Below are 15046 nucleotides of genomic sequence, written 5' to 3'. Positions count from 1 at the left end.
TGCCTCCCCCGAGACTCACTGCGTGATCACAGTAGATCTGGGCGGCCCCTTTGTCAGTGAGGCTCGCACCGGCACCCCCCGTAACGTGTGCGAAACACGGGCACGGCATCCTGATAGAAGACCCGCACTGTCTTCAACGAGGGGATGCCTTGGACCGCCAGCAGGAGTTCGTGCTCCGCACGCTTGAGGAACGCGACATCCGGTTTATCCGGCTCTGGTTCACCGACGTTCTCGGCTTCCTCAAGTCCGTCGCCATCGCCCCCGCCGAGTTGGAGGGCGCCTTCGCCGAGGGCATCGGGTTCGACGGCTCGGCCATCGAGGGCTTCGCCCGCGTCTACGAGTCCGACATGCTGGCCAAGCCCGATCCCTCGACGTTCCAGATCCTGCCCTGGCGCAGCGAGACGCCGGGCGCGGCGCGCATCTTCTGCGACATCCTCATGCCCGACGGCACCCCGTCGCACGCCGACCCGCGCTGGGTGCTCAAGCGCACGCTCGCCAAGTGCGCCGACATGGGCTTCACCTTCTACACCCACCCCGAGATCGAGTTCTTCCTGCTGAAGAACCGTCCCGAGGCCGGTCAGAGGCCCGAGCCGATCGACTCCGGCGGCTACTTCGACCACACGCCCCACAGCTCGGGTCACGACTTCCGGCGCCAGGCGATCATGATGCTGGAGTCGATGGGCATCTCCGTCGAGTTCAGCCACCACGAGGGCGCCCCCGGTCAGCAGGAGATCGACCTGCGCTACGCCGACGCGCTCACCACCGCCGACAACATCATGACGTTCCGGCTGATCATGAAGGAGGTCGCCCTGGAGCAGGGCATCTGGGCCTCGTTCATGCCCAAGCCGTTCACCGAGCACCCGGGCTCGGGCATGCACACGCACATGTCGCTGTTCGAGGGCGACCGCAACGCCTTCCACGAGGCGGGGTCCGACTACCGGCTGTCGAAGATCGGGCGCTCGTTCATCGCGGGCCTGCTCCGGCACGCCGCCGAGATCACCGCCATCACCAACCAGTGGGTCAACTCCTACAAGCGGCTGTGGGGCGGCGCCGAGGCCATCGCGGGTCAGGGCGGCGAGGCGCCCTCGTACGTGTGCTGGGGCCACAACAACCGCTCGGCGCTGGTCCGGGTGCCGATGTACAAGCCGCACAAGGGCGGCTCGACGCGCATCGAGTTCCGCTCGCTCGACTCGGCGTGCAACCCGTACCTGGCCTTCGCGCTGGTGCTGGCCGCCGGGCTCAAGGGCATCGAGGAGAGCTACGAGCTGCCCCCGGCCGCCGAGGACAACGTCTGGACGCTGACCAGCGCCGAACGCCGCGCGCTCGGCATCCGGCCGCTGCCCGGCTCGCTCGACGAGGCCATCGCGGTCATGGAACGCAGCGAACTGGTCGCCGAGACGCTGGGCGAGCACGTCTTCGACTTCTTCCTGCGCAACAAGCGGGCCGAGTGGCGCGAATACCGCCGTACGGTCACCGAGTTCGAGCTGGGCCGCTACCTGCCGGTGTTGTGAGGCCGGGCGGGGAGACCCGCCCGGTTCAGCCCTTGAACTCGCGCACCTCGACCGGCAGCACGCCCACCGCGCGCGCGAGCCGGCGCCCCCACTCCAGCGCGCCCTCCAGGTCGGGCGCCCGGATGACGGTGAACCCGCCGACGTGCTCCTTGCCCTCGGTGTAGGGGCCGTCGGTGGTGAACGCCTCGCCGGCGCGCATCCGGATCACCGACGCCCGCTCGGCCGGGACGAGACCGCCGGAGAAGACCCACACGCCGGCCTCCCGCATCTCCGTCTCGACCGCGGCGATGTCCCGCATGATCGGCTCCAGCACCGCCGGCTCGGGCGGCGGGCCGTCGGGCTCGAACAGGGTGAGCAGGTACTGGTTCATCGCGGGTCCTCCCTCATGTCCCGTGCGCGCGGCTGTCGACGGCGCTCCCCGTGACGCTCCCTGCGACGCTGTCGAAGACGATGTGCTCCAGCAGGTCGGCCTCGGCGCGGGTGACCACGCGCGCGGTGGCGGCCGGCGCCGGGTCGCCGTCCGCGACCCGGGCCAGCAGGCTCTCCCATCGGCGGCGGTGGCGGGCGAACGTGCGGGGCGCGACCACCCTGCCCCTGGCGTGCTGCCCGGCGATCGCGGCCTCCGCGGGCGCGTCGAGCAGCAGCAGGTGGAAGCTCGCCCGCTGCCTGCGGGCCAGCCACGCGAACCCCTTCAGCACGTACGTGGCGCAGCCCCGGTTGTGCGCGAGGACCGACTGACCGCGGATCAGCGCCCGGCGGATGCGGCTCAGATGGGTGGCGAACACCACGGCGCGGCGGACGGGCCTCGGGGCCCAGGTGATGCGGCCGTCCCAGCGCAGGCGGGACTGGCCGGAGTCGATCACCACGACCGCGCCGGCGGCGACGGGCGCGCTCTCGGCGCCGTGGAGGCCGTACAGGCGGCGCAGCAGCGTGGTCTTGCCGGCGCCGGGCAGCCCGGTCAGCACGACCAGCGACCCGGGCGGATAGCGTAACGTCGCCCGCTGCACAGACCCACCCCGCCCGATCAGGATTCGCTTCGACCCCTGTCGCGCCAGCATAGGGCGCGCGAGCGCACGGCGGGTGCGCGGCGGGTGCGCGGAACGGTCCCATGGGATTCACCGGGAATGGGCCCGGGACGGGGAAATCACGGGATAAAGTACTGCCGACGCCTTGATCGGCCTCACCCCGGACACCGCTCCGGGTTGAGGCCGATTTTCGTTGTTCCTCACCCCTGAGTCACCCCCGTGCCATCGACGGCATCGACCCTGGGAGAGGGACGGCCGGGGGGCGGTCGGGGAAGTTTCGGCCCCGCCTGTGGCGTTATGGGGGAGTCGGTCGGCGCTCAGGGACCCCCGCCATCGTGCTAAACCGGGAGTCCAGTAAAATCGGCCTGCTCTTTACGATATTTCCGGACTTCTCGCCTTGTGTGGCGATATTGGAGGGTGTGGCATGACGACGGCTGCCCTGCAGACCGTGTTGACCGTTCCCGAGCGTTTCCGGGGCCCGGTGGGAGTCGCCAACGGCGGCTGGATCGCGGGAACCATGGCGGAGGCGCTGAACGGTGGCCGATCAGCGGTCGAGGTCACGCTGCACGCGCCCACGCCCCTGGAGACCGAACTGCGCCTGGAGCACGTCGCCAACAGCGTCTCGCTGTCCGACGCCGAAAAGGTGCTGGTCGAGGCCATCCCCGTGGCCGAGACGCTGGCCGGGCCCGGGTTCGTCCCGTTCACCGACGCCGCGCGCGCCGAGGCCGGGTTCGTCGGCCTGAAGGCCCACCCGTTCGCCGAGTGCTTCGCCTGCGGCCTGCGTGAGCCCGGCGACGGCCTGCGCATCTTCCCCGGCCCGGTGGAGGGATCCGACCTGGTGGCCGCCGGCTGGCGGGTGCCGTTCACGGTGAGCGGGGAGGACGGCGTGCCCGCCTCGATCGTGGGCGCGGTGCTCGACTGCATCACCGGCTGGGCGCACTTCGGCCCCGGCGAGTCGGCCCTGCTCGGCCGCCTGGTCGTGCAGATCAACGGCCCGGTGCTGCCCGGTGGCCGCTACTCGGTCGTGGCCCGTCCGACCGGCCGCGACGGCCGCAAGATGTACGGCGAGAGCGGCATCTACGAAGGCGACGGCACGCTGGTCGCCGCCGCCCGCGCCACGTGGATCGCTCCACGCTGACCCACTGCCGAACGGCCCCCTGAGCAGCCGCTCCGGGGGCCGTTCGCATGTCCGCGGGGCCCGTCAGGACTCCGTGATACGGGCCAGTACGGTCGTCACCGGGTCCTCGTCGAACAGGATCGTGTAGTGGTTGCAGTCCGGCACGACCTCGTCCCGCAGGCCGGGCAGGCGGGCCGCCCAGGGCCGGGCGATCTCGTCGGGGAGCATGCCGGTGTCCTGGTCGAGCAGGCCGCGCGGCGCCCTGAGCAGGTACGTCGGGGCCTTGATCGCGGTCAGCGCGGCCTCGATCTCGGCGGTCCTGAGCCGCATCCAGCGGCCGTCCTCCATCACGGCCTCGCCGACGGCCCGCGAGTGCATCGCGCCCTCGGGGCCGGCCAGGTCGTAGCGCACGTACGCCTCGACGTCCGGGCTCCAGCGGCCGACGAAGGCGGGGTGGGCCTTGAAGAAGTCCACGTACTCCTCCGGCGTGGCGAACGTGCGCCGGAGCCGGGCCAGCGCGGGCCCCAGCGTGGCCTCCAGGGCGGCGTCCGGGTCCACGCCCTCGGGCAGCGGGAGCGGGAGTCCGCCGTCGACCAGCACGACCCTGGCGAAGTCGCGCCGCGCCGCGGCCAGCACGGACACGTACGCGCCCATCGAGTGCCCGGCCAGCACCGCGTCCGGGCCCGCGCCGACGTGCTCGGCGACGCGCAGCACGTCCTCGGCGTGCCTGGGCAGCCCGTACGGGCCGGGCAGCGAGGCGCTGTGCCCCCGGCCGCGCAGGTCCATGGCGACCAGCGACCACCCTTCGGGCAGCCGCCGCCCGACCGCTCCCCAGGCCATCAGCGAGGCGCTGATGCCGTGGACGGCGATGACCGTCCGCGGCCCGTCGCCGAACGTGGCGATCCGCAGCCCGCCCACTTCATCGATTCTCATAACCGGATCCTAGGGACACGGCCCATGGGCGATCGGGGCCACCACCCACGTGACGCGGACAGGTTGGTACGTTCAGTCAAAAATACGGATAAATTACCCGCTATGCGCATTACCGTGGTCGAGCACGAGGCCGACGCCGGGCTCGGGTACCTCGCGGACTGGCTGGAGCTGACCTGCGACGTCGTGCGCCCGTACCTGGGCGAGGAGATCCCTGGGCGGGCCGCCGACGGCCTGATCGTGCTCGGCGGCGCGGCGGCCGCCTGGGAGGACGAGCGCAACCCCTGGCAGCCCGCCACCCGCGCCCTGCTGCGCCGCGCCGTGGAGGAGGGCACCCCCACGCTCGGCATCTGCCTCGGCGCCCAGTTGCTCACCCTGGCGCTCGGCGGCGCCGTCGAACGCGGCGGCGCCGGCCTTGAGGTCGGGGCGTGCGAGGTCGTCGCGCTGCCCGCCGCCGCCTCCGACCGCCTGCTGTCCGGCGTGCCGGGCACGGCCACGGCCGTCCAGTACCACCAGGACGCCATGACGCGGCTGCCCGAGGGTGCGGTGCCGCTGATGACCGGCGCCCAGTACCCGAACCAGGCCTACCGGGTCGGCGAACGCGCCTGGGCGGTGCAGTTCCACCCCGAGGCCACGCCGGAGATCTTCACGGCGTGGACGGCCGAGTCCGGCCTGGCGGCGGCCGAGGAGCTGAACGCCGGTGTCGAGGCCGCCAGGGACGCCCTCGTCTCCACGTGGCGGCCGGTCGTCCAGGCGTTCGCCGAGGTGGTCAGGGCGGGCTGAGCCCCCACCCCGTCCGTACGGGTCAGAACCAGCGGTCGTGGACGCGCGGGGCCTTCGTACGGCGGCGGGTGAGCAGGTGGGCCGCGGCGTGCACCCCTCCCACCACCAGCGGCAGCGCCGCCAGCCCGGCCACGCCCGCCCGCCCCGGCGCCGCGACCACCCCCGCCTGCCGCAGCCGCCGCCACGCCCACACCGAGAACGGGATCACCACCACGGGCGCCGTCGCCACCCCCGGCGTGTACCCCCGCGTGGCCGCGGCCTGCGCCAGATGCACGACCCCGTGCAGGCCGAACCCGGCCAGCACCGACTGGAAGACCGGGCTGCGCCCGCCGGTCCGCGCCCCCAGCGCCGACACCCCGGCCATCACCCCGCCCATCAGCCCGATCGCCACGTTCACCTGCGCCTGCGACAACTCGAACCGCTCCCAGGGCACCCCCGGGTACAGCCGCTCCAGCCGCGGCCGGGCCCGGCGCACCCATCCGGCCATCGTCGCCAGCTCCTCTGCGTCGTGCACGACCCACGCCCCCAGCAACCCCCAGGTCACCGCCGCCGACACCCGGCTCATGTCCATCCCCTCCCGCAAAACGCAACGCAACGTCGCGTTGTACTCTACGGCTTCCGAGATGTCACCTGTCAAGATGGGCAGGTGCCCAGGATCGAATCGACCGCCGCCCGGCTCGCCAAGCTCGGCTTCGCCGACGGCGCCAGGGCCGCCCAGTTGCTCGACCGTTCCCCGGCCGATCTCGGCGACCTCCTGGAGTTCCTGGTCGACGTGGCCGATCCCGACCTGGCCCTCGTGTCGCTGACCCGCCTGGCCGAGCGCGAGCCCGCCGTGCTCGGCGCCCTGCGCTCCGACGAACGGCTCAGGACCCGCCTGTTCGCCGTGCTCGGCGTCAGCGCCGCGCTCGGCGAGCACCTGGTGCGCCACCCCGGCCAGACGGCCCTGCTGGCCGAGCCCGAGCCGGGCGAGGCGCGGGCGGGGCTGCTGCGCGCCGTCGGCGCCGAGCCGGACGAGCCCGAGCCCCGGGCCGCCGGGCCCGACGCGCTGGTGGCGCTGCGGGTGGCCTACCGGGGCCGCCTGATGCACCTGGCCGCCCGCGACCTCACCGGCCAGGCCACGCTGTCGGAGGTCATGGCCGAGCTGTCCGACCTGGCGGGCGCGGCCCTGGAGGCCGCCCTGGCCGTCGCCCGCGCGGAGGTCGACGACTCCGAGGTACGCCTGGCCGTCATCGGCATGGGCAAGTGCGGCGCCAGGGAGCTCAACTACATCAGCGACGTCGACGTGATCTTCGTCGCCGAGCCGCGCGAGGGCGCCGACGAGACCAAGGCGCTGCGCGCGGCGACCCGGCTGGCCCAGGCCATGATGCGGGCCTGCACGACGGCCACCCAGGAAGGCTCGTTGTGGGAGGTCGACGCCGGCCTGCGTCCCGAGGGCCGCTCCGGCCCGCTGGTCCGCACCCTCGCCAGCCACCTGGCCTACTACCGCCGCTGGGCCAAGACCTGGGAGTTCCAGGCGCTGCTCAAGGCCCGGCCGGTGGCGGGCGACCTGGAGCTCGGCGCGGCGTACGTCGAGGCGGTCAACGACCTGGTCTGGACGGCCGCCACCCGCGAGCACTTCGTGGAGGACGTGCAGGCCATGCGCCGCCGCGTCGAGTCGCACGTACGCGCCGAGGGGGAGCGGCAGCTCAAGCTCGGGCCCGGCGGGCTGCGCGACATCGAGTTCGCCGTCCAGCTCCTCCAGCTCGTGCACGGCCGGCTCGACCCGCTGCTGCGCCGCAGGGCCACCCTGCCCGCCCTGGCCGCGCTCTCCCGCGGGGGTTATGTGGGCCGCGACGACTCGCGCGGGCTCGCCGAGGCGTACACGTTCCTGCGCCAGGTCGAGCACCTGCTGCAGCTCCACCGGCTGCGGCGTACGCACGTGCTGCCCACCGACGAGGCCGACCTGCGCAGGCTCGGCCGCGCGCTCGGCATGCAGCCCGACCCGGTGGGGGAGTTCACCGCCAGGTGGCGGCGGCACGCCATGGAGGCGCGGCGGCTGCACGAGAAGCTGTTCTACCGGCCGCTGCTCCAGGCCGTGGCCCGGCTGCCGGAGTCGGAGGCGCGGCTGTCCACGGCCGCGGCGGCGGCCCGGCTGGAGGCGCTCGGCTACCTCGACCCCAACGGCGCGCTGCGGCACATCGCGGCGCTGTCCACGGGCGTGTCCAGGCGCGCGGCCATCCAGCGCACGCTGCTGCCGGTCATGCTCGGCTGGTTCGCCGACACACCCGACCCCGACGCGGCGCTGCTCGGCTTCCGCCAGGTCAGCGACAAGCTCGGCAGCACCCCGTGGTACCTGCGGCTGCTGCGCGACGAGACCGCCGTGGCCGCGCGGATGGCGCGCGTGCTCGGCACCGGCCGCTACGCCACCGGCCTGCTCATGCACGCCCCCGACGCGGTCGCCATGCTCGGCTCCGACGAGGAGCTGGCCGTACGCCCGCCCGAGTCGCTGCGCGGCGAGGCGTCGGCCGCGGTGTCCAGGCACGCGGGCGACCCGGAGACGGCGGTGGCGGCCGTGCGGGCGCTGCGCCGCAGGGAGCTGTTCCGCACGGCCGTCGCCGACATCTCGGGGCTCATCGACATCGAGACCGTCGGCACGGCCCTGTCGGCGCTCACGGACGTGACCCTCCAGGCCGCGCTCGACGCCGCGCTCGGCAAGGCGACCGACGTGACCAGGTTCGCGGTCATCGCCATGGGCCGGCTCGGCGGCATGGAGTGCTCCTACGCCAGCGACGCCGACGTGATGTTCGTCCACTCGCCGCTGCCCGGCGTCGAGGAGCGGGAGGCCACCGACGCCGCCTTCGCGGTGGCCAACGAGCTGCGCCGGCTGCTCTCGCTGCCCGCGCCCGACCCGCCGCTGCTCATCGACCCCGACCTGCGTCCCGAGGGCCGCCAGGGGCCGCTGGTGCGCACGCTGGCCTCCTACCGCGCCTACTACGCCCGCTGGTCCGCGCCGTGGGAGTCGCAGGCGTTGTTGCGCGCCCGCTTCTCCGCCGGTGACCCCTCGCTCGGCGGCGCGTTCACGTCCATGATCGACGAGTTGCGTTACCCGGCCGGCGGGCTGCGCGACGACGCGGTCAGGGAGATCAGGCGGCTCAAGGCGCGTATGGAGGCCGAGCGGCTGCCGCGCGGCGCCGATCCCGCGCTGCACACCAAGCTCGGGCCCGGCGGGCTGTCCGACGTGGAGTGGGTGGCCCAGCTCCTCCAGCTCCGCCACGCGGGCGGCGTGCCGGCCCTGCGCACCACCCGTACCGTCGGGGCGTTGCGGGCGGCGGCGGCCGAGGGGTTGCTCGACCCGGCCGACGAGGTCGTGCTGGCCGAGGCGTGGCGCTACGCCTCCCGCGTCCGTGACGCGATCATGCTGGTCAGAGGGCGGCCCGGGGACAGCGTGCCCGCCGACGCGGGCGAACGCGGGCTCATCGCCCGTACGCTCGGCTACCCGCCCGACGGCTCGGAGGACTTCCTTGACGACTACCGCCGCGTCACCCGCCGCGCCCGGCAGGTCGTGGACCGCGTCTTCTACGGGGGTTGATCCGGGCACTCGCCCGGGTGTATCAAGGCGCAGGTGTTATCCGTTTACGTGGACCTGGCCCTCGGCCTGGTGGTGTCGTTCCTGCTGCTCTCACTGCTGGTGAGCGGGATCAACGAGGCGTTCGTACGCCTGCTCGCCATCCGCAGCAAGTTCCTGTGGGCCTACCTCAGGGACACCCTCGACGGCGCCGACGCGCAGGGCAGGTCGTGGTTGCCCGCCAAGGTGCGCGACGTGTTCGCCGCACTGCCGTTCGCCCGCGATCCCCGGCCGGTCCACAGCGACCAGCCCTCGCCCGCCGAGCCCGGGACGTTGCCGATCGGCGAGACCAAGGCGCAGGACGCCATGGTCAAGCTGCTCTACGAGCGCGTCCAGGAGATCGACCATCCGACGAAGGGACGTACGAGCATCGCGAACATCCCGCCCGGGCGCTTCGCGGTCGCCCTGATGGAGATGGCGGCGGCCGAGCCCGAGGGCGTCGAGGGCTTCCTGGCCAAGCTCAAGGAGATGGGCAGCCCCCTGTACGGCCACCTGCGCGGCGTGTGGGAGACCGCGCAGCGCGACCTCGACCGGTTCAGGGCGGGCGTCGAGACCTGGTTCGACGGCGAGATGCAGCGCCTGTCCATGTTGTACAAGCGCTACGTCAAGTGGGTCGTGGCCGTGCTCGGCATCCTGGTGACGCTGCTGTTCACCATGGACGGCCTGGAGTACGGCAAGACGCTGCTGCGCGACAACGCCTTCCGCGCCTCGGTCACCGCCGTGGCCGGGGCGGGCACCGAGGCGTACGACGAGCTCAAGGCCCGGTGCGCCGGGTCCGACCCCGTGCCGTGCATCACCGAGACGCTCAGCGAGCCCGCCATGGTCCAGATGCTCCAGCACGCGCTGGTCAGCATCGAGATCCCGGCCGAGGGCGACCCGACCCTCCACTGGAACGGCGCCACCTGGTGGGACCGGCTCACCACGCCCAGCCATTGGCCAGGGTTCCTGCTGACGTACGTGGCCCTGCTGTTCGGCGCGTCCTTCTGGTGGGACGTGCTCCGCCGCATCACCGGCATCAGGTCCCGGCGCAAGGACCAGTGAGAGCCGCGGCTCAGGCGCTCATGGCGTACAGGACGTCGCGCAGGGACTCCTCGCGGCCGCGCAGCCAGACCAGGCGCAGAGCCAGCGCGGACGCCGGGTGGTCGAGCGCGACCAGCGCGCCGGAGTCCAGGTCGGAGCCCAGGGCGAAGTCCGGCAGCAGGGCCTGACCGAGGCCCTGCCTGGCCCACTCGCGGGCGGTGGCGATGCTGGTCAGCTCCCTGCGCGGCACCCCCGGGCCGAACGCCTGGTCGGTCGCCAGCCGGATCGAGCAGCCGGACGGGCTCACCAGCAGCGGCTCCCGTTCGCCGCCCGGCGCGACGACCAGCTGCAGCGCGACCTCGCCGACGTCCAGGAAGTCCATGCCGGCGGGCGGTGTGAAGCCGAGGCCGCCGATGCGCGGGCCGAGGTCCAGCAGCAGCGCCGCGTCCAGGTCGCCGCGGGACACCTGGGCCAGCAGGTCCTGCCGCATCAGGGAGCGTACGTCCACGTCGAGGTCGGGGCGGCGTTCGGACAGGCGGCGGACGACGGCGGGCAGCCGGACGGCGGCCAGCATCTCCAGCGCGCCGAGGCGTACCCGGCGGCGGCGGCCGGTGACCGCGCGGCGCACCTCCTCGGCGTGGTCGAGCAGGCCCTGCGCGCGGGTGAGCAGGGCGGCGCCGGAGTCGGTCAGCCGCATGCCCTGAGGCGTACGCTCGAACAGCGCCACGCCGAGGCTGCCCTCCAGCCTGCGTACCTGCTCCGACACCGACGCGGGGGCCAGGCCGAGCGCGTTCGCGGCGCCGGTGACGGTGCCCGTCCCCGCCACGGCGACGAAGCCCCGCAATTGCCGCAAGTCCATATAAGGCAGCATACGGTTTTGCCGAATGCCCCATGCGGCGGCGCCTGTTGAGGGGGAATGTCGGGTTTCAGCAGGCTGTGGGCATGCGAATGTTCGGCTTCTCCCTCGCCTACTTCCTGGTGATCCTCGACACGACCGTGCTGACGATCGCGCTGCCGGACCTGCGTGCCTCGCTCGGCGGCTCGCTGGCCGGACAGCAGTGGGCGGTCAACGCCTACACGGTCGCCTTCGCCGCGTCGCTGCTCACCGGCGGCGCGGTGGCCGACCGGTTCGGCGCGGCCCGGGTGTTCAAGGCCGGGGTGGCGGCGTTCGGCGTGCTCTCGCTGCTCAGCGCGGCGGCGCCGGGACTCGGCGTACTGGTCGCGCTGCGCGCCCTGCTCGGCGTGGCCGCGGCGCTGTGCACGGGCGGCTCGCTCGGCCTGCTCGCCGAGATGTTCCCGGTGCCCGCCGCGCGCGCCCGCGCCACCGGCCTGTGGGCGGCGATCACCGGCTCGGCGCTCGCCGCCGGCCCCCTGCTCGGCGGCCTCCTGGTCGGCTCGTACGGGTGGCGCGCGGTCTTCCTGATCAACGTGCCCGTCGCCCTGGCCAGCCTGCTGATCATGCGCCGCGTCTCCTCGCCGCGCGGCTCCCGGCGGATCGACTGGCAGGTCCAGGCCCTGGCCTGCGTACTGCTCGGCCTGGTCGCCGAGGCCCTGATCGACTCCTCCGTACTCGCCGGGGCGCCGGCCGCGGCCGTCCTGGTGGCCCTGGTCCTGGTGGAGCGCCGCAGCCACGCCCCGGCCCTGCCCGGCGGCCTGCTCACCGCCACCTGGCCCGAACTCCTGGCCGGCACGGTGGCCAACTTCGCCTTCTCCGGCGCCCTGTTCGTGCTCACCCTCCTCCTCCAGGACACCCGCCACCTGTCCCCGGTCGCCGCCGGGCTCGCCTTCCTGCCGCTCACGCTGCCGATGACGGTGAACCCGCTGCTCACCGGCCGGCTGGTCGCCCGCTACGGCCCCCGCCCGCCGATCCTGGGCGGCCTGGCCCTCCTCGCGACCGGCCTGGCGGGGGTCGCCCTCACCGACGTGCTCGCGCCGTGGCTGGTGGTCATGGGGTTCGGGTTGTCGTTCGTGTTGCCGGCCCTGATGGCGGGCATGGTGAACGCCGCCCCCACCGGTACGGCCGGCACCGCGGGCGGTGTGCTGAACGCCGCGCGCCAGGTCGGCGCCACCCTCGGCGTCGCCGTGCTGGGCGTCGCCGGGCGGCCCCTGCTGGTCGCGGCCGTCCTGACCGCGCTGACGTTCGTCTGCTACGGCCTGGCCGCCGCCCGCGCCCGGCATGCCGCGAGCGGAAGGCGGGCGCCCGCCGCAGTATCGTGATCGGCACCAGCGAGACGACCGGCGAGGTGACAGTGCGTTTCCAGCATTCCGACGACATCTGGCGGGACTTCCCCGCCCTCGTCCCCTTCGCGCTCCATGTGGAGGGCGTCGGCCCCGGCGTGTCCGTCGACGACCAGGTGGCCCGCTACTGCGACCTGGCCGCGCGGCGGGCCGCCCCCGAGAGCGAGCTGCCCGAGATCCAGGCGTGGCGGCGGGCGTTCACCCGGATGGGGCTCAAGCCGACGCAGTACCGGTGCGCGTCGGAGTCGCTGCTGCGCCGCTTCAGGAAGGAGGGCGCGCTGCCGCGGCTGCACCCGCTGATCGACCTGTGCAACGCGGTCTCGATCGCCTTCGCCGTCCCGGTGGCGGTGTTCGACGTCGCGTACGTCTCGGGGCCCCTGGAGGTGCGGTACGCGACGGGCGAGGAGACGTATCTGACCTTCTCCGGCGAGACCGAGCACCCGGCCGCCGAAGAGGTGATCTTCGCCGACGCGGAGGGCCGGGCGCACGCGCGCCGCTGGACGAACCGCCAGAGCGGCCTGTCGGCGGTCCGCGACACGACCGCCGACGTGCTCATCGTGGCCGAGGCGCTGCACGAGAGCGCCCGCGCGGACGTCGAACGCCTCGCCACGGCCCTCTACGACGAGCTGACCGCCCTGTGGCCGGTGTCGCCGAAGTCGGAGATCCTCACCGCGTCGGCGCCCCGCTTCGACTTCTGACCCGGCTCCCGGCCACAGGGCGGTTCACGCCCTCGGCTCAGCAGGGCGTGAAGTAGACCTTCTGGGTGCCCGACAACGTGCCCCACTCACCGGCGGGCTGGCCGCAGCCGAACCAGCGTTGTCCGACGAGCTGGTCGCCGTTGAAGTAGGCGAAGACGACGAGGAGATCGCCGCCGGGCGGCGGCGGGGGGATGGCGTGAGCGGGGGTCGCACCTAGACTGAGCACGCCGGCGGCCAGCACCGCGGCTAAGACCCCTCGCCTGATCTTCATGAAGGTCCTCCGGATCCGTCGGGCGCGATCGGCGGAAGGCCGGCCGCGCGATCTGGGATCACCGTAACCGCGTTCGGCCAAGCCCGCCAGATCATCCTTCTGCTTCGTGCGGGGGACCGCCGGTGTCCGGCGAGGACGTCCGGGAACCCGGCTTCAGCGCGCTCTCCACGTGGCCGCGACCTCGCTGGTGGACTTGGCGATGAGCGGGGCGGGCCACACCTGGATCAGGTACTCCTCGACGGGGTCGCCGTCGTCGCGGTCATGTCCCACTCGAACTCCGTCACGAGGTCCTCGCCGGCCAGGTCGACGGTGGAGGCGGCCACGAACACCTGCGCGCAGGCACGGCTGGGGGCGCCGCCGAGATGATCGGTGGCGCCCCCGCGTGGTTGCCGGTCGGGTCGCGATCGTCACGCCATCGCGACGTCACACATCGTAATAGAGCTCGAACTCGTGCGGGTGCGGGCGCAGGCGGATCGGGTCGACCTCGTTCTCCCGCTTGTACGCCACCCACGTCTCGATCAGGTCGGGCGTGAACACGCCGCCTTCGAGCAGGTAGTCGTGGTCGGCCTCCAGCGCGGCGAGCACCTCGGGCAGCGAGCCCGGCACCTGCGGCACCGAGCGGGCCTCCTCCGGCGGCAGCTCGTAGAGGTCCTTGTCGACCGGCTCCGGCGGCTCGATCTTGTTGCGGATGCCGTCGATGCCGGCCATCAGCTGCGCCGAGAACGCGAAGTACGGGTTGCACGACGGGTCGGGCACACGGAACTCGATGCGCTTGGCCTTCGGGTTGGAGCCCGTGATCGGGATGCGTACGCAGGCCGAGCGGTTGCGCTGGGAGTAGACCAGGTTGACCGGGGCCTCGTAGCCCGGGACCAGGCGGTGGTAGGAGTTGACCGTCGGGTTGGTGAAGGCCAGCAGCGACGGCGCGTGGCGCAGCAGGCCGCCGATGTAGTGGCGGGCGGTGTCGGACAGGCCCGCGTAGCCCACCTCGTCGTAGAACAGCGGCGAGCCGTCCTTCCACAACGACTGGTGGCAGTGCATGCCGGAGCCGTTGTCGCCGAACAGCGGCTTGGGCATGAACGTGACGGTGTGGCCGTACTCCAGGGCGGTGCTCTTGATGACGTACTTGTAGAGCATCAGGTTGTCGGCCGTCTTGAGCAGCGTGCCGAACTTGAAGTCGATCTCGGCCTGGCCCGCCGTGCCGACCTCGTGGTGCTGCATCTCGACGTCGATGCCGCACTCGATGAGGTTGCGCACCATCTCCGAGCGCAGGTCGGTGAAGTGGTCCATCGGCGGGACCGGGAAGTAGCCGCCCTTGTAGCGCGGCTTGTAGCCCAGGTTGCCGCCCTCGGTCGCCTTGCCGGTGTTCCAGGCGCCCTCGATGGAGTCGATGTAGTAGTAGCCGGCGTTCTGGCGGGTCTCGAAGCGTACGTCGTCGAAGATGTAGAACTCGGCCTCGGGGCCGAAGTAGGCCGTGTCGGCGATGCCGGTGCCCTTGAGGTACTCCTCGGCCTTGCGTGCCACGTTGCGCGGGTCGCGGCTGTAGGCCTCGCCGGTCAGCGGGTCGTGCACGAAGAAGTTGAGGTTGAGCGTCTTGTGCTGGCGGAACGGGTCGACCACCGCGCTGGACGGGTCAGGCAGCAGCAGCATGTCCGACTCGTGGATCGCCTGGAAGCCGCGGATGGACGAACCGTCGAACATGAGCCCGTCGGTGAAGACGTTCGCGCCGAAGTTCTCTACCGGGAAGGTGAAGTGGTGGGTCGTCCCCGGCAGGTCGGTGAACCTGACATCGACGAACTGCACCCCTTCGTCACTGATGAACTTCAGGACGTCGTCGGCGGAGTTGAACACT

General features: G+C 72.7%; 14 protein-coding genes. 7 read left to right on the top strand and 7 right to left on the bottom strand.

Annotation, left to right across the window (positions count from 1 at the left end; all coding sequences use genetic code 11):
- Nucleotides 1-149 precede the first annotated feature (149 nt).
- Nucleotides 150-1511 (top strand): glutamine synthetase family protein, encoded by a 1362-nt coding sequence (locus IEZ27_RS17050; RefSeq protein ID WP_189648089.1) that lies wholly within the window; start codon nt 150-152, stop codon nt 1509-1511.
- 25 nt (nt 1512-1536) lie between these two features.
- On the opposite strand, the gene IEZ27_RS17045 is transcribed toward IEZ27_RS17050, so the two are convergent.
- Together IEZ27_RS17045 and IEZ27_RS17040 are read right to left on the bottom strand one after the other, a co-directional pair.
- Nucleotides 1537-1881, bottom strand: a complete 345-nt coding sequence (locus IEZ27_RS17045) for a YciI family protein (RefSeq protein ID WP_189648088.1) — start codon at nt 1879-1881, stop codon at nt 1537-1539.
- A gap of 13 nt (nt 1882-1894) precedes the next feature.
- A complete protein-coding gene (locus IEZ27_RS17040) occupies nt 1895-2518 on the bottom strand; it encodes an AAA family ATPase (protein ID WP_229824059.1) in 624 nt (207 codons plus the stop codon).
- A gap of 442 nt (nt 2519-2960) precedes the next feature.
- Here IEZ27_RS17040 and IEZ27_RS17035 point away from each other — a divergent pair, with 442 nt between their 5' ends.
- Complete coding sequence (locus IEZ27_RS17035; protein ID WP_189648086.1) at nt 2961-3674, top strand: PaaI family thioesterase; 714 nt, start codon at nt 2961-2963, stop codon at nt 3672-3674.
- A gap of 63 nt (nt 3675-3737) precedes the next feature.
- Here the strand turns inward: IEZ27_RS17035 and IEZ27_RS17030 are convergent, their stop codons facing one another.
- Nucleotides 3738-4586 (bottom strand): alpha/beta fold hydrolase, encoded by an 849-nt coding sequence (locus IEZ27_RS17030; RefSeq protein ID WP_189648085.1) that lies wholly within the window; start codon nt 4584-4586, stop codon nt 3738-3740.
- A 102-nt stretch (nt 4587-4688) separates the two neighbouring features.
- On the opposite strand from IEZ27_RS17030, the gene IEZ27_RS17025 reads away from it, so the two are divergent.
- Nucleotides 4689-5366, top strand: coding sequence for a type 1 glutamine amidotransferase (locus IEZ27_RS17025; protein ID WP_189648084.1), 678 nt, complete (start codon nt 4689-4691; stop codon nt 5364-5366).
- A 22-nt stretch (nt 5367-5388) separates the two neighbouring features.
- On the opposite strand, the gene IEZ27_RS54980 is transcribed toward IEZ27_RS17025, so the two are convergent.
- Nucleotides 5389-5931, bottom strand: coding sequence for an HXXEE domain-containing protein (locus IEZ27_RS54980; protein WP_185844455.1), 543 nt, complete (start codon nt 5929-5931; stop codon nt 5389-5391).
- A gap of 81 nt (nt 5932-6012) precedes the next feature.
- Here IEZ27_RS54980 and IEZ27_RS17015 point away from each other — a divergent pair, with 81 nt between their 5' ends.
- Nucleotides 6013-8934 carry a bifunctional [glutamine synthetase] adenylyltransferase/[glutamine synthetase]-adenylyl-L-tyrosine phosphorylase gene (locus IEZ27_RS17015; protein WP_189648083.1) on the top strand — a complete coding sequence of 974 codons (2922 nt, stop codon included), beginning with the start codon at nt 6013-6015 and terminating at the stop codon, nt 8932-8934.
- Between the two features lie 33 nt (nt 8935-8967).
- Nucleotides 8968-10011: a hypothetical protein gene (locus IEZ27_RS17010; protein ID WP_189648082.1), complete on the top strand. Its 1044-nt coding sequence runs from the start codon at nt 8968-8970 to the stop codon at nt 10009-10011.
- 10 nt (nt 10012-10021) lie between these two features.
- On the opposite strand, the gene IEZ27_RS17005 is transcribed toward IEZ27_RS17010, so the two are convergent.
- Nucleotides 10022-10849, bottom strand: a complete 828-nt coding sequence (locus IEZ27_RS17005; protein WP_189648081.1) for a LysR family transcriptional regulator — start codon at nt 10847-10849, stop codon at nt 10022-10024.
- Nucleotides 10850-10932: 83 nt separating this feature from the next.
- On the opposite strand from IEZ27_RS17005, the gene IEZ27_RS17000 reads away from it, so the two are divergent.
- Together IEZ27_RS17000 and IEZ27_RS16995 are read left to right on the top strand one after the other, a co-directional pair.
- A complete protein-coding gene (locus IEZ27_RS17000) occupies nt 10933-12207 on the top strand; it encodes an MFS transporter (protein ID WP_229824058.1) in 1275 nt (424 codons plus the stop codon).
- Nucleotides 12204-12926 (top strand): B3/B4 domain-containing protein, encoded by a 723-nt coding sequence (locus IEZ27_RS16995; protein WP_229824057.1) that lies wholly within the window; start codon nt 12204-12206, stop codon nt 12924-12926. Before IEZ27_RS17000 ends, IEZ27_RS16995 begins: the two co-directional genes overlap by 4 nt.
- Nucleotides 12927-12963: 37 nt before the next feature.
- Here the strand turns inward: IEZ27_RS16995 and IEZ27_RS16990 are convergent, their stop codons facing one another.
- Both IEZ27_RS16990 and glnA read right to left on the bottom strand, forming a co-directional pair.
- Nucleotides 12964-13197, bottom strand: coding sequence for a hypothetical protein (locus IEZ27_RS16990; protein WP_125630860.1), 234 nt, complete (start codon nt 13195-13197; stop codon nt 12964-12966).
- Nucleotides 13198-13620: 423 nt separating this feature from the next.
- Complete coding sequence (gene glnA / locus IEZ27_RS16985) at nt 13621-15045, bottom strand: type I glutamate--ammonia ligase (protein WP_189648080.1); 1425 nt, start codon at nt 15043-15045, stop codon at nt 13621-13623.
- Between the last annotated feature and the right edge of the window lies 1 nt (nt 15046).

The organism is Nonomuraea spiralis (assembly GCF_014648435.1).
In the GTDB taxonomy this organism is placed as follows: Bacteria; Actinomycetota; Actinomycetes; order Streptosporangiales; family Streptosporangiaceae; genus Nonomuraea; species Nonomuraea spiralis.
This window is presented reverse-complemented; position numbering and strand designations above follow the sequence as displayed.